Source organism: Pseudomonas sp. FW306-02-D09B (assembly GCF_058782685.1).
In genome coordinates this window covers 40,055-64,504 of record NZ_JBYSXY010000010.1, presented here as the reverse complement: position 1 = coordinate 64,504, position 24,450 = coordinate 40,055, and the positions used below count along the sequence as shown (strand labels likewise).

The following is a 24,450-nucleotide window of genomic DNA, read 5'->3' as shown; positions in this document are numbered from 1 at the left end:
TGCTGCCGGTACCCGGTGATAAATCTGCCCACTGGAAACTCGCAAAAAATGATCAAGAATCATCCAGCCAAAGGCTCAACTAGACTATAAGCAGGGCCACCGTGTGGCTCGCGGACGGATGACTCTCCTGGAGGGTCAAGTGAACACTCGCTGGTGGTATGTGGTTGCGCTGTTGTTGGGTTTGAGCGGATCGGCTTTCGCGACAGACACGGTTGTGGTGGTCGTCCCCAACCCGCTTGGCGTCTGGCTGATGATGGTGGGTATCGCGCTGCTCGTGGCGGAGGTGGTGCTGCCCAATTACGGTGTGGTCGGGCTGGGCGGCATCACGATGTTTGTGATCGGCGCGGTGATGGTGAGCAACGCCGATGTCCCTGCGCCACTGATCATCGGTCTTGGACTGATCAGCGCCCTGCTGTTGATCGCCCTGCTGTTCCACGCGCTGAAAACCCGACCGCGCCACATTGTCAGTGGCGATGCCGGGCTGCTCGGCAGCGTCACGCAGGTGACCGCGTTGCAGGGTCACAACACGCACAAGGGCTGGGTGCATTTGCAAGGTGAACGCTGGCAGGTGCACTGCAAGACACCCTTGCATTCCGGGCAACGGGTGCGAGTGGTGGCACGCAAGGGAACGCTGCTGGAAGTGGCCGCGGCTGACGCGGCGCCGCAAGGAGAATGATCATGGGTCTGCAACTGGGTTTTGCCGCGCTGCTGGTGCTGATGATTGCACTGGCAGGATCGACCTTCCGCATCCTGCGCGAATACGAGCGCGGCGTGGTGTTCCAGCTCGGACGCTTCTGGCAGGTCAAGGGCCCGGGGCTGATCCTGTTGATTCCGGTGGTGCAGCAAATGGTTCGGGTCGATCTGCGGACCGTGGTGCTCGACGTACCGCCGCAAGACGTGATCACCCGCGACAACGTCTCGGTGAAGGTCAACGCCGTGTTGTACTTCCGTGTGCTCGACTCGCAGAAAGCGATCATCCAGGTCGAAGACTTCCTTATGGCCACCAGCCAACTCGCGCAAACCACCTTGCGGGCGGTGCTCGGTAAACATGAACTGGACGAATTGCTGGCCGAACGCGAGCGCTTGAATTTCGACATCCAGCAAGTGCTGGACGCCCAGACGGATGCCTGGGGGATCAAGGTCGCCAACGTCGAGATCAAGCACGTCGACCTCAACGAATCGATGATCCGCGCGATCGCCAAACAGGCCGAAGCCGAACGTGAGCGGCGGGCGAAAGTGATCCACGCCGAAGGTGAATTGCAGGCCTCGGAAAAGCTCATGCAAGCCGCCGAAATGCTCGGTCGCCAGCCCGGCGCCATGCAGTTGCGTTACATGCAGACCCTGAGTTTGATTGCCGGCGACAAGAGTTCGACCATCGTCTTTCCGCTGCCGATCGAATTGCTCAAGGGCATGGCGGAATTATCGTCGAAGAGCTGAGCTGTTGATTCACCTGTGGCGAGGGAGCTTGCTCCCGTCGGCCGATCCGCGTTCGGGCGAAGCTGTCGTTATTCAGCCAATGCGGTGCGCCTGACAAAATACCGTTCGTTGCCAGTTTAGGGCCGCTCCGCGGCCCAGCGGGAGCAAGCTCCCTCGCCACAAGAAGCGGTTCGCCATTGCTCCAATGCTTCGTAATGCCCGTGCGCCCAACACTCAACGCGTTCTCTGAGCTGCGCCGAAGCCTCTTGTTGTTTGCCTTCGCTGTCGGCCACAAACGTTTCGGCCGGTTGTTTGGCGTGCTGACTCACGGCGCTGAACACGCAGGTCCGCTGCTCGGCATTCAACGCAAAAAACGCCGCCAAACGGCCCTCCATGGCGCCCGGCAACTCACGATAGTTGACCGCCAGTCCGGCAAATTCGTGGCAATGTTCAACGCCTAATTGCAGCAGTTTGCCCAAGCGCCGCGCGATGAAATCCTCTCGCCCATCGAATACTGCCCCATCGTCCAATGCACTGGCGCCGATCAGCCCCGGCACCATGTGCAGGCCCGGACGACGCAGGTGGGACACGGCGATTTCCAGCGGATCGCGATAGACAAACAGCCAGGGCGTTTCAGCAAAGCACTCACGCAACCGCTTCAGCTCACCGATGTTCCAGGCGTCCAGCTTGATCACCAAGCGTTGTTCCACACCTCGGCGCGGCTGGCCATAGGCCGAGAGCAAACCGCGAATCGCCGCGTTGCGTTCTGCAGGCAGAAGTTCGCTGCGTAGCAAGGCATCCAGAGGTGGTGGTTCGGAAATGACGATGTGGTTGTCGAGTTGCGCCAGCATCTGGCTGATCAGCGTCGAGCCACAGCGCGAGGCATGAAAAATGAACGCACTCGGCACCAGCCCCGGGCTGATCGTCTGCCAATCACTCAGCACACTCAGCGGCGTTTGACGGCGGAAAGCCTGGTTGAATGGCAGGCGCAGCGCCTCCTCCACCGCATCGCGGAAAAACGGCTGTCGCAACGGCTGATCACCAAACCAGCACCAATCGACCCGCCACTCCCCGGCCTGCTGCCAGACGCGAATCGGCAACCAGCCGTCGAGGTTCAGGCGCTGCATTGTTCATTCCATTGGCGACGGCCATTGCGCATCGCAGCACGCAACTCTTCACGGGAGAACGCCAGGCCGCGCTCGGCAGCCAGCTTCAGGGTGGTGGCGATAAAGGCTTCGCTGTCGGTCACGCCCTGCAAGGTCTTGCAGAGCTGCGGATCGTTTTCCAGCAGCCGTCGAAACTGTGCCAGCGCTTGCGCTGCATGACCGACGCCAGGCGCCGGCGTGGTTGAAACGCCCTCGACAATCGCCTGTTCCAACCAAGGGTCGGGTCTGCAATCGATCACCAGATGCACCCGCTCGCGGCTATCGCGATTGTCGACGCTGTGAGGCCGCGACAGGTCGAGAAACCAGCATTCGCCGGCCTCCATCGGCATCCGTAAACCGTCGAGCAGAAAGTCGACATTCGGTGGGCTGAGTAATGGAATATGCAGCCGCAGATCGGCCTCTGGCTCCTCAAGATCATAGTCGCGGTGCTCGTGAATCCGACTGCCGGGCCCCAGCTTCAGCAATCTTGCCGAGACGATGTCCAACGGTAATTCCTGCAATGCACGCTGCCATCGACCATCGAGCAGCCACGGCGCTCGCAACACCGGTTTTCCATGGCCAGGGGATAGCTCCGTCAGCGCATCAGCCGCGCTGATCAGCGCCACCCCGCTCCAGTCGCCACTGAAATAGTGGCTGTTGAAATGGCTATGCCAGTCGCTGTCCTTGATTTGCGCCAATGCCTGCAACAGTAACGGCAGAGGCACCGTCACCGGCAGGCGGGAAAACGCCGGTCGAGTCATCGGTGCGGTAGCACCGCGCATTCGCCGAGCCAGGTCAGTAAGCGATCGAGGCAGGCGTCCACCGACAGCACGCCGGTGTCGAGCACCAACGCCGCCGACGCGGGTGGCTCGTAAGGTGCGGAGATACCGGTAAAGCCCGGCAGTTCACCGCTGCGCGCACGGGCGTAATGACCTTTCGGATCACGCTGCTCGCAAACGTTGAGCGCAGCACTGCACCAGACTTCGCGGTAGTCCTCACCCAAACGCCGGGCGAAGATTTCTCGCAGTTCAACCAACGGCGCAATCATCGCCAAAATAACGATTTGCCCATTCTCCACCAGCAACGCTGCGACCTCGCTGGCGCGGCGGATATTTTCCTGACGATCCTTGTCGGCAAACCCGAGGTCGCGATTGAGCCCGACCCGCAGTCCATCGCCATCGAGCACCAGGCTGTGCAGGCCGCGTTCGAACAACGCGGCGTGCAGTGCCTGGGCCAGGGTCGACTTGCCTGCCGCCGGTAAACCGGTCAGCAGGATCGCCGCTCCGCGATGGCCATGGCGCTCTTCGCGTTGCGCCCGGCTGATGCTGGCCGTGGGCGCCAGCAGATTACTTGCTTTGGACATGGGCTGTCGGCACCGTGATGTTGCCGGCGGCCCACGCATCCTCGCGGCTGGCCAGTTCCGTGGCGATCGACTGCACTTGGGTCGACTGCACCTGATCCGGCAGTGGGTCGAGCCCGGCGCTGGCGAAGATCTGCCCGTAAGCGTTGCGCAAATCCGCGTACGACAGGTCGCGGCGCAGGTCGGCTTGCAGGGTGTTCAGTTCGCCCTGGATCAGCTCCAGTTCGCCGATGCCCGCGGCCTGATGACGATTACGCAACTGGCCAAGGATCTGCCCGTCGATATTCGACAGCTGCTGGTTGGTCTCGAACTGGCGCAGCGCTTCGCGGTAGTTGGCGTTGGCCACGTAGAGCTGCGCCAGCACCGCGATCGACATTGCCTGACGGCGTGCCTTGGCCACTTCTTCACCGGCCTTGGCCACGTCGATGGCCGCCGGAGCGGAAATCACGTTGAACAGGTTCCAGGTGATTTTCACCCCGTAGTCGGCCCACTTGTCGTTGACCAGAAACGAGTTGCTGTCGTAGTGCCCGCCCGCCGAAAGTTCCAGCCCCGGCAGCAGCCGTAGCATGGCTTTGCGGGTTTCAGCGGTGCTGATGCGCGTCTGATAATCCTGCTCGCGCAGTTCCGGGCGGCTGGCCAGGGCTTCCTGCTCAAGGCTGGCCATGCCGACCTTGAGTTCCGGAATCGGGTAATCCTCCGGCGTCGCCAACGTCAACTCGGTGCCCATCGGCAGGTTGATCAGGGTCGCCAGTTCGGTTTTCGCCAGCGACAGTGCCCGCCGCTGTTCTTCGAGCTGGCGCGTGGCTTCGATCAGCGAACGTTGGTAACCCAAGGCCTGCACCGGGTCGCCGATACGCTGCTCGCTCATGCTCTGGCTGTTGTCGCGCGCGGCATCGACCCGCGCCATCAGGCTATCGATCTGCTTGAGCAGGCGTTCAGCGGCCACCGCCCGCCAATACGCCGAGCGCACGTCCTGAACGATGGTATTGATGACCTTGCGCCGACGTTCCTGAACGATCAGCCGTTGATCGCCCTGCTGCTTGGCGTTGATGTAGCTGACGCCGAAGTCGAGGACGTTCCAGACCATGGTCAGGTCGGCAACTCTGCGGTCGCGGTCCTGTGAGGTCGAAGGCTCCAGGGACTGGGTGCCGGTGCGCACGCTCTGGCTGCTGGAGGCGCTGGTGTTGTTTCGCCCCACGTAACCGGCGTCCAGGGCCATGCGCGGCAGCATGTCGAAGCTGGCGAGGTCGAGTTGGCGCTTGGCCAACGCCTCTTCCATGATTTTCAACCGGCCTTCGAGGTTGTATTTCACTGCGCGGGCCATGGCTTGATGCAGCGTCAGTGGGCCGCTAAGGGGCTCCTGATCCTTGTACATGCTCGCCAAATCGCTTCTGGCGCGCTGCTCGCTGACACTGCGTTCAATCGGCTCACTGGTTACCGCACATCCGCTGATTGCAAGCGCCAGCAGGCTGGCGCCGAATAGTTTCTGACTTTTCTTCATCCTTGGACCGCCCCTAGGTACCGCACAATTTTAGGTTTTTAGTCAGGCCTGCATTTCGCTGATGCCAACCTGTTGCAACGCTGCAGCCAACGCCTGGATCTGCTGCTTCTCGGCGTTTTCAAGTTGTTGAAGTTGCTCGCCCAAGGTCAGTGCGCCATATACACCGTGCAGGCCTTGAGCGGCATCGCCGCCGTGCTGGATCGACTTGTCGCCGAACGCATTGAACGAACTGTCACCATTGCCCGACTCATGACTGAACAGACTCGACAGCGTGCTGCTGCCAAACACCCCGCCATCACCCCCGCCAAAACCCAGGAAGCCGTGAGCGGAGCCATTCCCGCCGCTGTCGCTGCTAGTGAACACCTGAGCGATATAGCTGGGGCTCAGTGCGCCACGATTGATGAAAATATCCCCCAGTGGGCGGATGCCATCGCCCAATACCCGCTGTTCGAACAACGGCGCAAAAGTCAGCGGTGAGCCGAGATTGCCGGTCGGCGGTGCAAAGACAATCGGCTGCAACGGTATGTTCGGAGTGCTTTGCGGCGGTGTCGGGTCGCTGACCAAGACCACGACGGCCGGCACCGTGTTGACTGTGAAATTGTTGGAGATCGCGACCCCAGTGCCCGCGTTCCCGGCGCGGTCGGTCACGTTGCTGCTGTCCAGCCCGATGAAATTGGTCGCATCGTTGATGTTGGCCGCCGGGGTCAGGGTGGCGGTCCAGGTCTTGCCGCCGTTGCTGCTGCTCAGGTTGGTGAGGGTGCCATTGGCCACGCTGATGTCGGACAAATCGAAATGCTTCACCGCCTCGCTGAAGCTGAAGGTCACCTGCGAGGTCTGGCCAACGCCCAGGTTCGGGTTGGCGACGACGATGGTCGCGGTCGGGCGATCACTGTCCAGAGCGTAGTTGTTGGAGATGGCCAGCCCCGTCCCGGCATTACCTGCGGCGTCGTTGACATTGCTGTTGTCGAGCACAATCAGGTTGCTGGGGTCCGTCACGTTCGCCGTCGGCGTGAACGTCGCGGTCCAGGTCTTGCCGCCGTCACTGCTGGCCAGGTTGGACAACGTGCCGTTGGTCACGCTCAGATCGGACAGGTCAAAACCGCTTACCGCTTCGCTGAAGGTGATGGTCACCCCCGAGGTCTGACCGATGCCCAGCAGCGGTTTGGCGACGACGATGGTCCCGGTGGGCCGGTCGGCATCGAGCACGTAGTTGTTGGACAGCGTTACGGTACTGCCCGCATTACCGGCGCTGTCCTGCACATTGGCGGTGTCGAGCACGATCTGGTTGGTGGCATCGTTGATATTCGCGGTCGGCGTCAGGGTCGCCGTCCAGGTCTTGCCGCCGTCGCTGCTCAGCAAATTGGACAGAGTGCCATTGGCCACGCTGAGGTCGGACAGATCGAAACCACTGACCGCCTCACTGAAAGTGATGGTCACCTGTGAGGTCTGGCCAATGCCCAGCAGCGGATTGGTCACCACAATGCTTGCCGTTGGACGTTGCGTGTCGATGGCGTAGTTGTTCGAGTCGGTGGTGCCCACCCCAACGTTGCCAGAGACGTTCTGCACCCCCGTATTGTCCAGGGTGATCAGGTTGGTGGTGTCGGTGATATTCGCGGCCGGGGTGAAGCTCGCTGTCCAGGTAATACCGCCATCGCTTGAACTGACCGCGCTCAACGTACCGTTGGCGATGGTCAGGTCGGCGTTGGTGAAGCCGGTCACCGCCTCGCTGAAGGTGATGGTCACCAGCGAGGCGTCACCGATTTTCAAGGCGTTGTCGGCCACCACGATGGTCGCCGTCGGACGCACGGTGTCGATGGTGAAGTTGGCGGAGTCGGTGGTGCCGCTACCGGCGTTACCGGCCAGGTCGGCGACGCCGGTGTTGGCCAGGGTGATCAGGTTGGTCGTGTCTTTTATGCCCGCAGTCGGGGTGAAGGTGGCCGTCCAGGTGATGCCGCCATCGCTGCTGCTGACGCTGGTCAGGGTGCCGTTGGGCACGCTCAGGTCACTGTTGTCGAAACCGGTCACGGCCTCGGAAAAGGTGATGGTCACCAGCGACGTCTGCCCGGCTGCCAGCGTTGGCGAGGCGATCACAATGGTCGCGGTCGGGCGCTGGCTGTCGATCGTGTAAGTATTGGAATCGGTGGTCGCGGTACCGGCATTACCGGCCAGGTCGGCAATCCCGGTGTTGTCCAGGGTGATCACGTTGCCGCTATGGGTAATACCATTCACTGGCGTCAGTGTGGCGGTCCAGGTTACGCCGCCATCGCTGCTGCTCACTGCACTCAGCGTACCGTTGTCGATCGTCAGGTCGGCGTTGGTAAAACCGGTCACCGCTTCACTGAAGGTGATGGTCACCAACGAAGTCTGGCCGATCCCCAGCGCGGTGTCCGTCACCACGATGGTCGCCGTCGGACGCTGGGTGTCGATGGCGTAGTTGTTCGAATCGGTGGTGCCCGTCCCGACGTTGCCGGAACCGTTCTGCACGCCGGTATTGTCCAGGGTGATGAGGTTGGTGGCGTCGGTAATGGCGCTGGTCGGAGTGAAGGTCGCCGTCCAGGTGATGCCGCCATCGCTGCTGCTGACGGCGGTCAGCGTGCCGTTGGTAATCGTCAGGTCGGCGTTGGTGAAGCCGGTCACCGCCTCGGAAAAGGTGATGGTCACCAGTGAGGTGTCGCCAATCTTCAGCGCGTTGTCGGCAACAATAATGGTCGCCGTCGGACGCACGGTATCAATGGTGAAGTTGGCGGAGCTGGTGGTGCCGCTGCCCGCGTTGCCGGCCAGGTCAGCCACGCCGGCGTTGGCCAGGCTGATTAGGTTGGTCGTGTCGTAGATGCCCGCATTCGGAGTGAAGGTGGCGGTCCAGGTGATACCGCCATCACTGCTGCTGACCGCGCTCAGCGTACCGTTGGGAATTGTCAGGTCGGCGTTGGTGAAACCGGTCACCGCCTCGCTGAAGGTGATGGTCACCAGCGAGGTTTCACCGGCGGCCAGCGTCGAGTCGGCCAGCACGATGGTGGCGGTCGGGCGCTGGCTGTCGATAGCGTAAGTATTGGAATCGGTGGTCGCGGTACCGGCGTTGCCGGCCAGGTCGGCAATCCCGGTGTTGTCCAGGGTGATCACGTTGCCGCTGTGGGTGACGCCGTTCACCGGCGTCAGGGTGGCGGTCCAGGTCACGCCGCCATCGCTGCTGCTCACCGCGCTCAGCGTACCGTTGTCGATTGTCAGGTCGGCGTTGGTAAAACCGGTCACCGCTTCGGAGAAGGTGATGGTCACCAACGAGGTTTGACCGATTCCCAGCGCGGTGTCTGTCACCACGATGGTTGCCGTCGGACGTTGGGTGTCGATAGCGTAGTTGTTCGAGTCGGTGGTGCCGCTACCCGCATTACCGGCCAGATCGGCGATCCCGGTGTTGTCCAGACTGATCAGGTTGGTCGCGTCGGTGGTGCTGGCGTTCGGGGTAAAGGTCGCCGTCCAGGTGATACCACCATCGCTGCTGCTCACGGCGGTCAGCGTGCCGTTGGTAATGGTCAGGTCAGCGTTGGTGAATCCAGTCACCGCCTCGCTGAAGGTGATGGTCACCAGTGAGGTGTCGCCAATCTTCAGCGCGTTGTCGGCAACGATGATGGTCGCCGTCGGACGCACGGTATCAATGGTGAAGTTGCCGGAATTGGTGGTGCCGCTGCCCGCGTTGCCGGCCAGATCAGCCACACCAGCGTTGGCCAGAGTGATCAGGTTGGTGGTGTCGTTGATGCCCGCGGTCGGGGTAAACGTCGCGGTCCAGGTGATACCGCCATCGCTGCTGCTGACCGCGGTCAGCGTACCGTTGGGGATCGTCAGGTCGGCGTTGGTGAAACCGGTCACCGCTTCACTGAAGGTGATGGTCACCAACGAAGTTTGGCCGATCCCCAGCGCGGTGTCCGTCACCACGATGGTCGCCGTTGGCCGCACAGTGTCGATGGCGTAGTTGTTGGAGTCGGTGGTCCCGCTGCCGGCGTTGCCGGCCAGATCGGCGATCCCGGTGTTGTCCAGGGTAATCAGGTTAGTGGCGTCGGTAGTGCTGGCGCTCGGCGTAAAGGTCGCGGTCCAGGTGATGCCGCCATCACTGCTGCTGACGGCGGTCAGTGTACCGTTGGTAATCGTCAGGTCGGCGTTGGTAAAGCCGGTCACCGCTTCACTGAAGGTGATGGTCACCAGCGAGGTGTCACCGATTTTCAGGGCGTTGTCCGCGACCACAATGGTCGCCGTTGGCCGCACTGTGTCGATCGCGTAGTTGTTGGAACTGGACGTACCCAGGCCAATATTGCCCACCGTGTTTTGTACACCGGTGTTGTCCAGGGTAATCAGGTTGGTGGCGTCAGTAATGGCGTTGGTCGGGGTAAAGGTCGCGGTCCAGGTGATGCCGCCATCGCTGCTGCTGACTGCGGTCAGCGTGCCGTTGGCAATGGTCAGGTCAGCGTTGGTGAAACCAGTCACCGCCTCGCTGAAGGTGATGGTCACCAGCGAGGTTTCACCGATTGCCAAAACGTTGTCCGCGACCACAATAGTCGCGGTCGGGTGTGCGGTGTTGACCACGTAGTTGCCCGAATCGGTGGTGCCGCTGCCCGCGTTGCCCGCCAGGTCACTGACACCAGCGTTCGTCAGGGTGATCAGGTTGGTGGCATCGGATACCCCGTCGGTCGGGGTGAAAGTCGCGGTCCAGGTGATCCCGCCGTCGCTGCTGCTCACCGAGCTCAACGTGCCATTGGCGATGTTCAGGTCGGCGTTGGTGAAGCCGCTCACGGCTTCGGAGAAGGTGATGGTCACCAACGATGTTTCACCGACCGTGAGGGTGCTGTCGGCGACCACGATGGTCGCGGTCGGGCGCACGGTGTCGATGGCATAGTTATTGGAATCTGTCGTACCTGTGCCCGCATTACCCGCCAGGTCGGCGATTCCGGTGTTATCCAGCGTGATCAGGTTGGTGGTGTCGGTGATGCTCGCGGTCGGGGTGAAGGTCCCGGTCCAGGTGATGCCGCCATCACTGCTGCTGACCGCCGTCAGCGTGCCGTTGGCAATCGTCAGGTCGGCGTTGGTGAAACCGCTCACCGCTTCAGAGAACGTGAAGGTGACCAGTGAGGTGTCGCCGATTTTCAGTGCGGTATCGGTGAACACGATGGTCGCCGTCGGCCGTACGGTGTCGATGGTGTAATTGTTGGACGTGCTGGTGCCAACCCCGGCTGTGCCCATCGACACACTCTGGACCCCGGTGTTATCCAGGGTGATCAGGTTAGTGGTGTCAGTAATGGCGTTGGTCGGGGTGAGAGTCGCCGTCCAGGTCACCCCGCCATCGCTGCTGCTCACCGCGCTCAGCGTGCCGTTGGCAATCGTCAGGTCGGCGTTGGTGAAACCGGTCACCGCCTCAGTGAAGGTAATGGTCACCAGCGAAGTCTGGCCGATGTGCAGGGCGCTGTTCGCCACCACGATGGTAGCGCTCGGTGCCGGTGCATAGGCGGTGTTCACGGTGCCGCCGTCGTTGAAGATATTGTTCACGGCCGCCACGCTGGCACCGGTACTACCGCCGCCCAGCGCCGGACCGCCGGAGCCACTGCCACCGACGTTACCGGACAGCGCCGCGAAGTTGGCGGCGGTCATCAGTACCGTACCTTTGTTCCAGATCGCACCGACGCCTTTACCGGCCGCACCACCGGAGTCGGCGGAACCGCCCAGGCCACCACCGCCGCCACCGCCACCACCGGCGGCGATATTGCCGGAAATCACCGAAGTGCCAATAACCGTCAGGGTGCCGCTACTGGCGTTGTAAATACCACCGGCAGCCGATGCACCGGCCCTGCCGGGCTTGTCCCAACCGGAGCCGCCACCGCCACCGCCGATGGAAATCGTGCCATTGTTCGCCGTACCGCCCGCGCCACCGTTGCTGTAGTTGGCAGCCCCTACGCCGCCCGCGCCACCGCTGCTGCTACCGCCGCGACCGCCCATGTAGTTGGGGTTGTAGCCGCCACCGTTACCGCCCGTGTTGGCACTACCACTCGTACCGCCGTACACACCCGTGCCGAAACCGGAGGTGCCACCATGACCGCCGCTTTGCCCGCCCAACGCACCGCCACCGCCGCCACCACCACCGACCGCGCCACCGACGTAAGGTGAGGTGACCCCGCCACCGCCACCGCCGCCCGAAGCGGCGTTGCTGGTCACGGTGACATTCTTGAGAGTCAGGTTGCCGGAGTTGAAAATACCGCCGCCCATGGACGCCGTGCCGTCCGTACCGGCGGCAGCACCATTGCCGGTCACCAGGCCTTGCTTGATGATCAGCCCGTCGAAGGTCGCAGTGACCCCGGAAGCGACCTGAACCACCCGGGTCTTGTACTGACCGTTGAGGGTCACATCGGCAATGCCGTCGTGGTTCAGGTCACCTTCCAGCGTGACGTTCTTGGTGATGGTCAGTTGCGAATTCAGATTGACCGTCATGGTGGTGCTGAACGTCACCGTGTCCCCCCCCGTGGCATCGCTCAGCGCCTGACGCAATGAGCCGACCCCACTGTCACCGTTGTTGGTGACCGTCAGGGTCGCCAGGCTGTACTGATACGCAGCCATGGACTGGGCCGACAGCACGTTATGGCTCTCGATGGTTCCGGTGGCGATTTCCAGATCCCAGTCACCGCTCACGCCGGTACGGTTGTTCGACGCGGCGATATCGCGCCCGGTCAGTTGCGCCAGCGAGTCGACAAAGCTGATGCCCTTGTCACCTGCGGCGGTGTTGCAGGCGTAGATCAGAATGTCGCCGCCGACGTTCATGTCATTGCCGATGCGCGCCAGCACCGCGCTGCGAGCCGCCACGTTATCGGCCGACAGGTAAGTGTCGCCCAGCCACAAGTCGCCGCTATTGCCGTGGGCGATGATTTCCACGGTACTCACGCCGTGGTGGGTATCCAGATAATCGGCGATCTGTTGCAAGCCGTCCTTGGTTGCGTCGAGCTGGACCACCTGGGTGCCGGGCGCCACGCCTTTGAGCAGGCTATCGGCGTCCTTGATGCGCGAATCGACGAACACCACGCTCTGACCGGGCACGGCGGTGGGCGTTGCAGCGGGCGCGGGCGTGGCCGCTGACGTGTTGTCGGCCTGGCCGTGGGTGTCCTTGCTGGCCACCGGGTGGTCGGCAACCGGTGCCTTGGCAGCGTCCGCCGTGGCGTGGCTGTCAGCTTGGGCGGCGGTATCGGCAACCGTGGCCGCCACTGCGCCGTCGAACAGCATTCGCGGTTCCAGGGACATGATCATTGGCGATGCCAGGACGCGTACGCCCTCCGTGACCTGCGACTTGCCTTTGCTCCACCACATGCTGCTCACCCGGACTCGAACTTTTATTACCGCGCAAATAAAAAACGCCGTGATCAACTGATCGCGGCGTCGGCTTTCATGCGAATAACGTTGGCGGCGCTGGCTGAGCCATCGTGCCAAAAGGACAATTCTGCGTATTTGTCGAACAGGTCCGGCGGCAGGATCGTGCGCCGAGGCTCCAGTGCGACCGAGCGCTTGACCTTGTGCAGCCCCGATACCCCGAGTGCCTGGTCGAATTCCGGCGCATCGTAGGCGAGGTTGTTGAAATCGTGCTCGAACCAGGGTTCGCCAATGAAATCGTAGATCAACCGCATGACCCGGTCAGGCGCCTGGCTCAGCAGGTCGTAATCGACGATCAGCAGCGAGTCGGCGTTTTCGCCGTAATAAGCCTCTTTCAGCGCGGTCCAGGCAAAACCCACCAGACGATTGCGCTGGGCCAGGGTTTCACAACGACTGTAAACGGTATGGCGCTCGATTTCGTCATTGAACAGCTTGGTGTTCTCGAACGGATTGGCGCGGTACAGACGCTCAAGGCTGTCCATCACCCAGGCGACATTGCGCACACAGGCAATGGTTTTGGCCTCGGGAAACAGTTCCCGTAGCGCAGGCTGACGCGAGCACCATTGGCGATTGGTATCGAAGATAACGGGTGTATCTGCCTGATCGGCATAGAAGGAGTCGAACAGACCGCGCAATAGACGACGGCGTAGCGGAGTGTCAATCACCGCGCCAAATTCGCTGCCGGCACTGCATTGCTCCAGGACGCTGGTGAACAGCGAGCCGACGGGGCTGGTCATGCCGGCATGGAAACGCGGGTTCTGCAACAGAATTGCAGAAAGCAGGGTCGAGCCCGAGCGCGGCAAGCCGGAGATAAAGTGGAATTTCTGCAATCCCTTCACCGTAGTCGTCAGTCCTTTGTAGGACAAAGCGTAGCCTACGATTTTGGATCCGACTAGTGGGCTTTTGATATCAAATCGGAGCAAAAACCTTGCAGAAGGTGTGGTTGTAACGAATGCGGACAGAGTGAAACGTTTAAGCTGATCGAGTACGGTCTTCAGCTGCAACGCGCGTCTGTAGGAGCGGGGGGGCGCCCAGCTCCTACAGATTTACAGGTTATTTTTTGGGGCTGCTGATGACAAACAACCGCGCCCGCGCATTGCCGGCGACTTTTTCGCTGATCTTCTGCCAATCGGCGGGCAACGGTGCGAACTCATCAGGTTGGTCAGCAGTGCTGAACAGCCACACACGGTGCGTTTCGGGCGGCAGGTCGGTGAGCCGATCGAGGTAAATCTTGTCGGCGGCTTCCTCTACCAGCGTACCGAAACCGTAGGCATTCGGGCGACTGGACGTGCCATTGGCCAAGGGCGGAGTAAAGAGCCGCGGCTGGACGACGGTGCGATCGTAGTAGACGTACGGCATGTACCAGAGCAGATCGCTGATGACGACCTGATCCCCCGGCTCGTAATGCTGATTGATGAACTCCACCGTCACGTTGAGCTGGTCATTTGGATCGACCGTCGCGTTGTTTTTCAGGCCCACCCCTTCAATGCCGATAAACAGCATGAGAAATGCCAGGGCCAGCACCCGGGCCCCTTTTTTCAGGCCATCGACGCTCAGGGCGATGATCAGCGGTAACCCCAGCGCGTAGGCCGTCACGTAGCGTTCGATAAACACCGGCGAAATGAACGACACCAGGAAAACCAGCACCAGCGGCACCACCGCGTAAATCGCCAGCAAGGCACTCCAGCGGTAGACGCTACGATCACGCAGCACCGTCGACACGATCACACCCAGCAACAGCACCGGCAGTGCGAAAAACACCGACCTGGGCAGGAAGTCATCATCGCTCTGGATCATGAAGGTCCAGACCATGGATGGCAGAGAGCTAAGAGTGACCGGATCTTCCCAGCCCACATCGCCGCTGGCCTTGAGTTCCGGCATGTGCTGAACCAGGCTCAGCAACTCCGGGAACCACGGTAGAAACAGCAGCACGATCGCCGCATTGGTCAGCCACCAGCCCGGGCGGTTGATGTGCCGCAACCGCTCGCCTGGCTGCACCCGCAGCACCAGCAGGTACAACCAATGGGCAATCACGCACAGGGCCGTGAAGTAGTGGGTGTAAAACCCGGCGGCCATCAGCACTGCATAGATCACCAGATACCGTGCACGCTGGGGCTGTTTGACCCAATACACCAGTGCAATGGTCGCGCCGAGCAGCAACACGCCCAGCAGCGAATACATCCGCACTTCCTGGCTGTAACGCACCGCCGAGGGGAATAGCGCCAGCAACAACCCGGCCAGCAACGCCGCCCGCGGGTTGGCGATCAACCGTACCAGCCAGACGCCCATTGCCACCGTGGCGATCCCCGGCAGCGCACTCAAGCCGCGAATCGAGAGCATGCTGTCGCCAAACAGTTCGATCCAGCCATGCAACACCATGAAGTAGAGCGGTGGATGCACATCACGGGCCGCGTGGAACCAGATCCCGGCCAGATCGTACTGGCTCATCAGCAGGCTGGAGCCTTCATCGCCCCAAATCGCCGCGGCTGTCAGGTCGTAAAACCGCATGAACGCCGCCAACAGCAAAATTGGCCAGATCCCGTAATCGGTCAGCCATTGAAACAGACGCGCCGAGGCCGCCAGCCGAGTGCGCGCAGCACACGCATCAGGCTTGCCGGCAAGCTCTGTTTCTCTTCGGTATTCCATCTGTCCCCCTGGGTGATTGATAAGGCCCTATAAGGCTTGGACCTCGAATTGGGTGTGGATGCTGCCCCATTCCCTGCACGCACGCAATGTAGCGGCATTCGTCTTTGCGGCTACGCTGATCGGTGGTCGGCGGACACGCCGGCCTCCTCCAAAAAACACAGGGATAACAACCATGGAAGTGTTTACCGGAACCATCCAGACCTTCGCTTTCAACTATCCTCCCAGCGGCTGGGCGCTGTGCAACGGGCAGACCATGCAAGTCGGCCAGTTCCAGGCGCTGTTCGCCTTGCTCGGCACCAATTACGGCGGCAATGGCACGACAAACTTCATGCTGCCGGACCTGCGCGGTCGCCTGCCTTTGTGTCAGGGGTTGGGCCTGAACCTCACCCCACGGGTGATCGGCACCGCCTCCGGCGCCGAAAAAACCGCCGCCACGGTGAGCAACCTGCCCATCCATACGCCTACCGCGACCGCCGTCGGCACCCCTAACCTGACGGCCAGCACCACCGTCAACCTGGCCAGTGTCGCTGCCACCCCCGCGAGCGTGCCCTCAACGACCAATGCCTTTATCGGTGCCTCCAGCGGCGGCCCGGGCACGGCCAATATTTACTCCACCGCACAGGGCACTGCGCCCGTGCCGCTGCAAGGTGTCAGCACCTCCGTTGGCGGCACCGTCAACGTCGCCGTCTCCGTAGCGCCCATCGGCGGTGGCGTGCCCATGGACACGATGAACCCGTTCCTGGTGCTGAACTTCAGCATGTGCCTCAACGGTCTTTTCCCGTCTCGCAACTGAACATGCCGCCGGGGCCCAAGGCCCCGGCTCTTTACTTTTCTGGAGCCAGGCCATGCAGCAACAGGTCAACAGCGATCATTTTCGACAGCTATTGGAAACACCCACCCTCTTGTACCTGGAGGATGGCAGCCAACTGTCCGTAATCATCGAATTGGTAGAGGACGTACCAAGGGCACGCTTGTCAGAGAGCAGCCGGATGCCTTTTGGCGTGACCTTGAGCAGCCCGGACCTCACTTCGTTCGTCGATGGACTCTGCGCGATCGACTTGCCTGAACTGGGCCGTATCGAAGGCATATTCGTATCGCGCACCCTGGCCCTGGGGCGCGATGCAAGCCGGGCGTATTTCTACATCACCTTCAACTGACCAGAATCTGCGGCTGGCCGGGATACCAGACCAGGCGTTCGGCCGCGACACTTTGCTCCTCGACCTGAAACCCCAGCGCCAGATAATGCTGGCGCGCATGGGGGTTGCTCGCCCAGACCACCGTGCTCACCGGGCAGCGCACCTGTTCGGCGGCTTTTTGCACGCCTTGCAGCACCGTACGGCCATAGCCCTTGCCGCGGGCCGCCGGAATGAACGCCAGGTACAGGACACGAATTTCGTTGCTGCCAAACTCGGCGCTCAAGGCGCCAATCGGGGTGTCGAGTTTCTCGACCACATAGTGCATCGCGTTGGGGAAACGCTCCCCGGTGCCCTGCTCCTGCACCCTAAACTGCTGGGCGATGACTTCCTCGACCAGCTCGCGTTCGCCGTCGATCCATTGCAGATCGGGGCGCGCCGCATGATAGAGGCTTTCCAGAAACGGCCCATCGGTTGCCCGTGAAGGGCGCACCACCAGACCGTCTGCGGCATTGGCATTGTTGTTCAGCATCGTGATGCTCCTTGCGCTAAAAACCACTCTCCCTCACGCCCAACGCCGCCAATCGGCGCCAGGCCGTCCCCAGCAACGACTCACTGCCGCCCTGCAATACCACCAGCCCCCGCAATGGCTGCACCGGGGTGGCAATGCTCTCGAGCACCTTGAGCCGCACCGCGTATTGCGCTTGCACAGGCTCGGCGCGCTGGCTCTGATCGCGGCGCACGGCAATCGGCCCGTGGTGGTCGGAGGTCAGCGCTTCCTGATCGACAACCGCCGCGCCATTGGTGTCGATTTCAGTCAACTCGACCGCCACCGCCGGGTGCATCGGGTCCTCGGCGATAAACCGTCCCGTCGCACCGGGTGCAACCCGCCACAGCTCGGCTTCGGCCAGATAACCGCGCAACCGCGCGCCGTCTTCGACAACCCGGGCCAGTGTCTCTTTGGGCGACAACCAGCGGCCAACAGCCAGTTGCGGCAGCAGATCGCGCACCTGACCGGCCTGGGGCGCCCGCAGCAGCAGGCGCTCGCGCTGCGCCGCCAAACCGCGATACTCGGCCACCGCCTCTGCCAGCCGCTGTTCGACGATACCGGCATCGGCGGCGGTTTCGCTGCGTCCGGCCTGACGACGCATCTGCAATTGCTGGATCTCGATTTCCCGGCGCGCGATGGCCTGACGCGAATCCAGGTCCGGCGACTCCAGCTCGATCAACACATCGCCCTGGGCGACGATCTGCCCGTCGTGGACATTCAACTGTTTGACCCGGGCCGCCACCGGCGCATGCAAGGCACTGACCCGGCCAGCTTCCAGCATGCTCGGCAATTCCACCGCGCTACGCCACGGCAGCACCAACACGGCAATCACCGCCAGCAATCCCAGGCCACTGAGCAACGCCCGCGGTGCATGGGCCTGTTCGCGGCGGCTCCACCATTCACGCCACTCACGCGCAATCGGCAAGAAAATGAACCACACCAGCTCGACCATCATCAGGAAGATCCCCAACAATTTGAAGAACAGGTGATACACCGCCAGCGCAATCCCGAAAAACAGCACCGCGCGCCACAGCCACGAGCCATATCCCCACCACAGCAAACGCCGCTGCATCGACGGCGACCAAGGCTCCGGTGCCGGCGCGCCGTAACCGAACAGTGCCTCGCGCAATCGCCAACGACACAAGGCAAATGCCCGACCCTGAAGGTTGTCCACTTCCCAGAAGTCGCTGAGCAAAAAATAACCATCGAAGCGCATGAACGGGTTCAGGTTGACCGCAAGCGTAGTGAGCCAGGTCGCGCTGGCGAGCATGAACGCCGCCGTCCGCGCCGGCCCGTCCGGCAACAGCGACCAGGCGAGCAAGGCGATACATGCCAGCAGCAACTCGGCGAGCACCCCGCCCGCGCCGATCAGCAACCGCGCGCGCCGATCATTGACCCGCCAGGCGTCACTGACGTCGGTGTAAAACATCGGCAGCAGCACCATGAACGCCACCCCCATGCTCTGCACCCGACAACCGGCGCGCTTGGCCATGAAGGCGTGGCCGAACTCATGACAGAGCTTGGCAAAGAACAACGCCACCCCGAACGCCAACGCACCGCCAAGACTGAACAAGTGCGGGAAGGTCGCGATAAAGCGCTGCCAGTCCCGCGATACCAGAAATACCCCCAGACCCAGGATCAGCGGCAAACCATAACGCAGCGCTCCAGGACCAAAACGCGCGAGCCATGGCCAGGCACGATTGAGAAAAGCGTCAGGGCGCCACAGTGGAATCCGGAAGAACAAGTATTGATGCAGCAAGATCTGCCAGACACTCTGACGTTGTGCCGCGGCCTTGAGGCCATAACTGTCGCGCTGTTGCGGGTCGAGGGCGGAAATCAGGTCGTGGGCGCGCAGAAAACTCAGCAACTGCTCAAGCTCAGCAACGTCCAGAGGCAAGCCCGGTTCGCGATTGGCGGCGCGCAGCACTTGCTCGGGATCGCCCAACGACCAATGACGCAGCAAGCGCATGGCCGCGGCACCGAGCTTGAAGTAGCGCCCGCGCAGCGGGTCGGCCAAGGTCCAACGCGGCGATCCGTCCAGCGCCGGGGCGGCCATCTGCAACTGTAAATCGGCACGCAGGCTGGGCAATGTCATCTAGAGACCTACACTTTGGCGCAAGCCGGCCAGCGGCTTGCGCAACAGGTACAGCGCCAGCGGCGCGCGATCGCCGAAGATTTTCGCCGTACCGCGCAAGCCGATACGCGGCGGCGCGGCCTCGAAACTGGCATCGAGCCGATACGCCAACTGGCCACCGGCCGTCGGTTGCGCTTCATAGGCCGAGCGTTCGAGTCTGGCCGAATGCCGTTGCAACGGATCGCTGTCGAGAAACAGCGCCACCTGCGCGCCCGACTCCAGTGCAATCGCATCACCCACCGCCAGTTCGATGCGCAACTCCGCCTGGCTCGGGTCGGCGATTTCCATCAGCCGCTCGCCGGTCTGCACCGGTTTGCCGGTCCAGCGCTCGGCGTCGGCGAACACCGCAATGCCATCGCGCTCGGCACGCACTTCGCTGCGTTTGAGCAGCTCATGGGCGTAATCGCGTTCGGCACGCTTCTGCTCGACGCGTGCGGCCAGCAAATCAATTTTCGAACTCGACTCGGCGTCGGCAAAGGCGCGCTGGGCGTTGGCCTTGAGCTCGGCTTCTGCCACACCCAAGGCCCGATCGGCGACATCCGCCTGGGCTTTGAGTGTGGTGCCTTCGAAGCGCAGCAACAGGTCGCCGGTCTTCACGCTTTGGTTGGGTTTGACCAGGAACTCGGCGATTACCCCATCCAACGGTGCCGCCACCACCCGACCGCCGAGCGGCACGACTTCGGCCGGCGCCAGCACCGACTGGCGTACCGGAATCAGCAAACCCAGCACCAGCACCGCCGCCAAGGCGACCTGACGTTTGCGGGTCCAGCGCAAGCGCCACGGTTGACGCGGTTGCAGCGCCAGCCAGGCGTGACTGTAGGTGTCACCGAGTTGCGACAACAGCACTTGCTCGGACGGATTCCACGGTACATCGCGAGCCAGCCACACACCGCCGAATACCTGGCCCTGGCGATCAATCAGCGGCAGCCAGAACACCTGTGCGGCAGAAAGACTTTGCCAGTCGGCCTGAATCGGGCCGCTTAACGCAGAGGCCGGTATAACCCGCGCCTGCTTCACCAGTTCGAGCTTGAACAACTGCGCCACCGCTTGCTCGACGAACGCTACAAACGGCGCATTCGGCTCCACGGCACTGACACCGGTAATCGCCCGCACCTTGCCGGCAATCAACAGCGCCGCATGACGAAAACCGAACAAGGATTGACCGTCATTGGCCAGGCTGTAAGCCAGTTGGTCGGCAGTGCGCGCGGCGCGAGTCTGGCGCTCCAGCTCCAGAAAGCGCGCGAAGACCTGCTCGGCGCCACCCGTGACGGGCGCGTTCATTTGAGCTCCGCGAAGCGCGCCGTGCCGCTCATCCCGGCCAGTAAGCCACTGGCGTTGGGCACCGTTGCGACCAGCAGCAAGGTCTGGCTGCCTTCGTCGATTCGCGCGCCGAGGCGTTTGACCGTGGCGTCGATGGGCTGGCCGGTTTCATCGGGAACGAAGCTGAAGGTCTGTCCGGGCTTGAGTTTGCCCATCCAGCGCGAGGGCACCAGCAGGTGGATTTCCAGGCTACGGTTGTCGACGATGTCCAACAGCGGCGCACCGGCGGCGACGCTTTCATAACGCTGAACCTTGCGTGCGACGACCTGGCCGTCAAACGGCGCGACGACGCTGCAGCGTTTGACCTGAACCTGATACACCTGAGATTGCGCCTGGGTTTCGCTGAGTTTGGCTTCGGCTCGCGCCACTTCAAAACGCCCGACCGAGTTCAACGAAGCGAGTTGTTTGTTGTGCGCCAACTCTTCGCCGGCACCCCGGCTGGCGGCCTGTGCGGCGTTGAGCTGCGCCTGAAAGGCCGAGCAATCGAAACGCGCCAGGGTGTCACCCTTCTTGAAGGACTCGCCTTCACTGAACGGCAACTCGACAATTCTGCCGGGCAGTTCACTGGCAAGCACCGCTTGATCGCGAGCACGCAACACACCGCGGGCTTCGCTGCTGGTTGTGGCATGACTGCCTGTGCTGGTGCTTTCCAGCAGCGGATCGTCTGGCACGGGCGTTTGCGCCTGTGACACGCCTGCCAGCCCGATCAAACCTAACGCCAAACCACGAAAACGCCGCATAGCCATGTCTCCCTGACAGATGGTCGGAGTCTAAGACAGCTTCGACCAGCGTCAAGCAATTAGCCATCACTGCCCGAAATTGCGGCTCGGCACTGCAAATTCGAGATCAGCGCGCGGTATGATCACGGCCTCGATTTCAGCGTTTGCGGATTAAGGACAATTCATGCGTACCGGTCTTCTGTCGCCCCTCGCTCTGGCACTTGCCACAACCTGCGCACTCCCGGCCCACGCCAGCTACGATCAGGACGCCTGTACGCCTGAACTGTCGCTCAGCGGCGCCGGACGCTGCAACAATGTGGCTTTCCTCAACCCTGGCAACGACAGCCGCGCCAATTTGCGCTTGCTGCTCTCCGATCAAGGCGCGCTAGCGCTGAACCCGGCGCCATTGAGTGATTTTGACCGCGAGGCCGGCTACGGCCCGGTGCCGTTCGACCTCGGACGTCTCGACTCACCGTCAGCTCCTGCACCTACTCCTCCCCCAGAATCGGCCCCGGTTTCCGTACTTGATGAGCCCCTGCGCCAACTCGGCATCAGCCACGAAGCCTCGACCATTGCCGGCAATCAGTTCATCGAAGGCGAAGGCAGCCGCTGCCGCAGCAACAGTGAAGAGAGCGCCGCCGCGTTCCTCGCGCAACTGCTGAAAACCACTCAATTGCCCGCCGAAGAACGCCAAAGCCTGGCGCAAAGTCGCCTCCAGATGCTCGCCGCATGCAGTTGGGAAGCCGATCAACTGAACAGCCTGCTGCCCGCCTCAATCACCTCGGAACCGGGTAAAGCCTTCCTCACGTACGTGCGCGGCGCGGCGCAGTTCTATGGCGGCCAGTTCGCCGAGGCCACACAAACCTTCGCCAGCCTGAACAACAGCGAACAGCCTTGGCTCAAGGAAACCGCGCTGTACATGGCCGCGCGCATTGCGCTCAACGCGGCCCAGCAAAACGCTTTCGACGAGATGGGCCTGCCGACGCTCGAACATGTGGATAACGCGAACCTGCAATTGGCCGAAACCGGCTTCGACAACTATCTGAAAACTTATCCACAGGGCGAATACAGCGCGTCGGCCAAAGGCCTGATCCGCCGCGTGCACTGGCTGGCCGGCGAAGATCAGAAACTCGCCGATGACTACGCCTGGCAACTCACCCAGGCCACTGACGCCCAGCGCAACAAAACCCTGCCGGAACTGGTGGAAGAGGTCGACAGCAAACTGCTGACCCAGCCGGATAACGGTATTCAGGCGCCGCTGCTGCTGGCGGTCAAAGACTTGCTGAGCATCGGCACCTACCAGACGCCTTTCAACCTCAAGACGCTGCAAGCGCAGAAAGCCTCGTTTGCCCAGCAACCAGCGCTCTACGATTACCTGCAAGCTGCGGTGCTGGTGTACCTCGAGAAAAATCCCGAGCAGGCACTGAACGTCCTCCCGGGCAGCGTCCCGGACAAACTCGATTACCTGGCCTTCAGCCAACAGATGCTGCGTGGCATTGCCCTGCATGAGCAGCACAAATGGCCGGAAGCCGAAGCGCTGTGGCTGGAGTTGCTGGGCAAGGTCAAACAGCCGTTGCAGCGCGAGCAGGTCGAACTGGCGCTGGCCTTCAACTACGAACTCAGCCAGCGGCTGGGCAAAGTGTTCGCCGCCGACTCACCGATCAAGACACCTGCCGTGCGTTATCGCCTGCAACGGCTAGTGGCCGACGCCCCACTGCTGCGTCAGCAATTCAGCCAGGGCGCGGACGCCACCGAGCGCAACAGCGCGCTGTTCGTGCTGCTCTACAAAGAGTTGCTGCGCAGTCAGTACGCCGAGTTTGCCGAAGACTTCAAACGACTGCCGGCCGAGCCGTCGACGGACAAACTCGGTGTGAGCATTGGCTATTTCTACAGCACCGGCCAACCGCTGACGATGTTCCGCTGGCAGGGCGACAAGGCTGAATCGGGTTACCACTGCCCGAGCATCGCCGAGATTGCCGCGGCCCTTCAGGCGGACGGCAAGAACCCCAAAGGCCTGAACTGCCTGGGTGAGTTCATCCTGCGCAATGGCCTCGACAGTTCACCGCTGGAAGCCAAACCCAACAAGTCCGAACTCGGTGCCACAGGATCGGCGTTCAAAGACGAGATCTACGCCCGGCACGAAGGTTATCGCCAGGTCATCGACAACGCCAAAGCGCCGAAGGAAGACCGCGCTTACGCTCTGTTCCGCGCCATCAACTGCTATGCGCCCTCGGGCAATAACAGCTGCGGCGGCAAGGATGTCGAACCCGCTGTGCGCAAGGCCTGGTTCCGCCAGCTGAAAAGCGGTTTTGCCGATACTCAATGGGGCAAGTCGCTGCAGTATTACTGGTAAGCCATGAGAGATTTCCTCAAAGGCCTGGCGCTGCTCGCACTGCTGGTCAGCGCCCCGTCCTTTGCGGCCGTCGACGCCGGCGAGTACGACGCCTTTTGGCTGTGGAGCGGGGTCAGCACGCAACCGGTGCTGGCCCAGGCGAAAACCCTGTACGTCCTGCAAGGGCAGATCAGCGAATCACGCCGCACGCCACAACGCGGCGTGCGCTTCATCGCCCAAGGCATCGCTATCCCGCGCCTGACCCAGGGCGAAGTCTGGGTGACCTACCGCGCCCACACGCTACGCTGGCCGGAGCCGGTCTATCAGCAATTGCTGGGGCAGGTGCAGCGCTGGCAGCAAGCGGGTAACCCGGTGGTCGGCATCCAGATCGACTTCGACGCCCGCACCCGCTACCTCGACGAATACGTCAGCTTCCTCAAAGACCTGCGCCAACGCCTGCCCGCCCAGTATCGCCTGAGCATCACCGGCCTGATGGACTGGAGCAGCCACGCCGATCCGCAGGTGATCGGCCAACTCAAAGGCGTGGTCGACGAAGTGGTGGTGCAAACCTACCAGGGCCGCCACAGCATCCCCAACTACGCCGCCTACCTGCCAAGGCTGAACAGGCTCGGCTTACCTTTCAAGGTCGGGCTGATTCAGGGCGGCGAATGGGAGGAGCCGGGGTATTTGAAGGACAACGAGTGGTTTCGCGGGTATGTGGTGTTTTTGCAGAATCGGTAGGCAGGCTATATGACGCAAACGCAACCGTAATATGGGCTCATAAAACCAAGCTCGCCATGAC

At 62.1% G+C, this 24,450-nt stretch carries 16 protein-coding genes and 1 pseudogene; 6 read left to right on the top strand and 11 right to left on the bottom strand.

The window, feature by feature from the left end; all coding sequences use genetic code 11:
- Positions 1 to 139 precede the first annotated feature (139 nt).
- Positions 140 to 676 (top strand): NfeD family protein, encoded by a 537-nt coding sequence (locus AC3WK5_RS17550; protein WP_054595017.1) that lies wholly within the window; start codon positions 140 to 142, stop codon positions 674 to 676.
- A gap of 2 nt (positions 677 to 678) precedes the next feature.
- The gene (locus AC3WK5_RS17545; protein ID WP_054595016.1) at positions 679 to 1,437 is read left to right on the top strand and encodes a slipin family protein; all 759 of its coding nucleotides are present in this window, start codon (positions 679 to 681) and stop codon (positions 1,435 to 1,437) included.
- 116 nt (positions 1,438 to 1,553) lie between these two features.
- Here the strand turns inward: AC3WK5_RS17545 and AC3WK5_RS17540 are convergent, their stop codons facing one another.
- The 7 genes from AC3WK5_RS17540 to AC3WK5_RS17510 all read right to left on the bottom strand — a co-directional run bounded on the left by AC3WK5_RS17540 (position 1,554) and on the right by AC3WK5_RS17510 (position 15,460).
- A complete protein-coding gene (locus AC3WK5_RS17540; RefSeq protein WP_103319485.1) occupies positions 1,554 to 2,543 on the bottom strand; it encodes a sulfotransferase family protein in 990 nt (329 codons plus the stop codon).
- Positions 2,531 to 3,322, bottom strand: coding sequence for an aspartyl/asparaginyl beta-hydroxylase domain-containing protein (locus AC3WK5_RS17535; RefSeq protein ID WP_103319496.1), 792 nt, complete (start codon positions 3,320 to 3,322; stop codon positions 2,531 to 2,533). The genes AC3WK5_RS17540 and AC3WK5_RS17535 overlap by 13 nt, the downstream gene beginning before the upstream one ends.
- Complete coding sequence (cysC, locus tag AC3WK5_RS17530; RefSeq protein ID WP_103319487.1) at positions 3,319 to 3,924, bottom strand: adenylyl-sulfate kinase; 606 nt, start codon at positions 3,922 to 3,924, stop codon at positions 3,319 to 3,321. The genes AC3WK5_RS17535 and cysC overlap by 4 nt, the downstream gene beginning before the upstream one ends.
- The gene (locus AC3WK5_RS17525; RefSeq protein WP_054595013.1) at positions 3,908 to 5,422 is read right to left on the bottom strand and encodes a TolC family protein; all 1,515 of its coding nucleotides are present in this window, start codon (positions 5,420 to 5,422) and stop codon (positions 3,908 to 3,910) included. Before AC3WK5_RS17525 ends, cysC begins: the two co-directional genes overlap by 17 nt.
- Before the next feature lie 42 nt (positions 5,423 to 5,464).
- The gene (locus tag AC3WK5_RS17520; RefSeq protein WP_103322135.1) at positions 5,465 to 12,754 is read right to left on the bottom strand and encodes an Ig-like domain-containing protein; all 7,290 of its coding nucleotides are present in this window, start codon (positions 12,752 to 12,754) and stop codon (positions 5,465 to 5,467) included.
- 53 nt (positions 12,755 to 12,807) lie between these two features.
- On the bottom strand, positions 12,808 to 13,653 hold the full coding sequence (locus tag AC3WK5_RS17515; protein ID WP_103319940.1) for a sulfotransferase family protein: 846 nt from the start codon (positions 13,651 to 13,653) through the stop codon (positions 12,808 to 12,810).
- Between the two features lie 214 nt (positions 13,654 to 13,867).
- Positions 13,868 to 15,460, bottom strand: coding sequence for a glycosyltransferase family 39 protein (locus AC3WK5_RS17510; RefSeq protein WP_103319943.1), 1,593 nt, complete (start codon positions 15,458 to 15,460; stop codon positions 13,868 to 13,870).
- 172 nt (positions 15,461 to 15,632) lie between these two features.
- Here AC3WK5_RS17510 and AC3WK5_RS17505 point away from each other — a divergent pair, with 172 nt between their 5' ends.
- Together AC3WK5_RS17505 and AC3WK5_RS17500 are read left to right on the top strand one after the other, a co-directional pair.
- A complete protein-coding gene (locus tag AC3WK5_RS17505) occupies positions 15,633 to 16,253 on the top strand; it encodes a phage tail protein (RefSeq protein WP_103319946.1) in 621 nt (206 codons plus the stop codon).
- A gap of 52 nt (positions 16,254 to 16,305) precedes the next feature.
- Complete coding sequence (locus AC3WK5_RS17500; protein WP_103319948.1) at positions 16,306 to 16,617, top strand: DUF6916 family protein; 312 nt, start codon at positions 16,306 to 16,308, stop codon at positions 16,615 to 16,617.
- Here AC3WK5_RS17500 and AC3WK5_RS17495 read toward each other — a convergent pair.
- From AC3WK5_RS17495 to AC3WK5_RS17480, 4 genes are read right to left on the bottom strand one after another with little or no spacing between them, the layout of a single operon-like run.
- The gene (locus tag AC3WK5_RS17495; protein WP_103319951.1) at positions 16,610 to 17,125 is read right to left on the bottom strand and encodes a GNAT family N-acetyltransferase; all 516 of its coding nucleotides are present in this window, start codon (positions 17,123 to 17,125) and stop codon (positions 16,610 to 16,612) included. The two genes, AC3WK5_RS17500 and AC3WK5_RS17495, sit on opposite strands and share 8 nt — an antisense overlap.
- A 16-nt stretch (positions 17,126 to 17,141) precedes the next feature.
- Positions 17,142 to 19,238, bottom strand: a complete 2,097-nt coding sequence (locus tag AC3WK5_RS17490; RefSeq protein ID WP_103319953.1) for a site-2 protease family protein — start codon at positions 19,236 to 19,238, stop codon at positions 17,142 to 17,144.
- Entirely contained in the window at positions 19,239 to 20,558 is a 1,320-nt protein-coding gene (locus tag AC3WK5_RS17485) for an efflux RND transporter periplasmic adaptor subunit (RefSeq protein WP_103319955.1), read from the bottom strand.
- Positions 20,555 to 21,337, bottom strand: coding sequence for an efflux RND transporter periplasmic adaptor subunit (locus AC3WK5_RS17480; RefSeq protein ID WP_103319957.1), 783 nt, complete (start codon positions 21,335 to 21,337; stop codon positions 20,555 to 20,557). Before AC3WK5_RS17480 ends, AC3WK5_RS17485 begins: the two co-directional genes overlap by 4 nt.
- 163 nt (positions 21,338 to 21,500) lie before the next feature.
- Here AC3WK5_RS17480 and AC3WK5_RS17475 point away from each other — a divergent pair, with 163 nt between their 5' ends.
- Positions 21,501 to 23,669 carry a PA5441 family protein gene (locus tag AC3WK5_RS17475; protein WP_103319959.1) on the top strand — a complete coding sequence of 723 codons (2,169 nt, stop codon included), beginning with the start codon at positions 21,501 to 21,503 and terminating at the stop codon, positions 23,667 to 23,669.
- A gap of 15 nt (positions 23,670 to 23,684) precedes the next feature.
- A pseudogene (locus AC3WK5_RS17470) lies at positions 23,685 to 24,389 on the top strand (DUF3142 domain-containing protein); the annotation flags it as partial.
- Between the last annotated feature and the right edge of the window lie 61 nt (positions 24,390 to 24,450).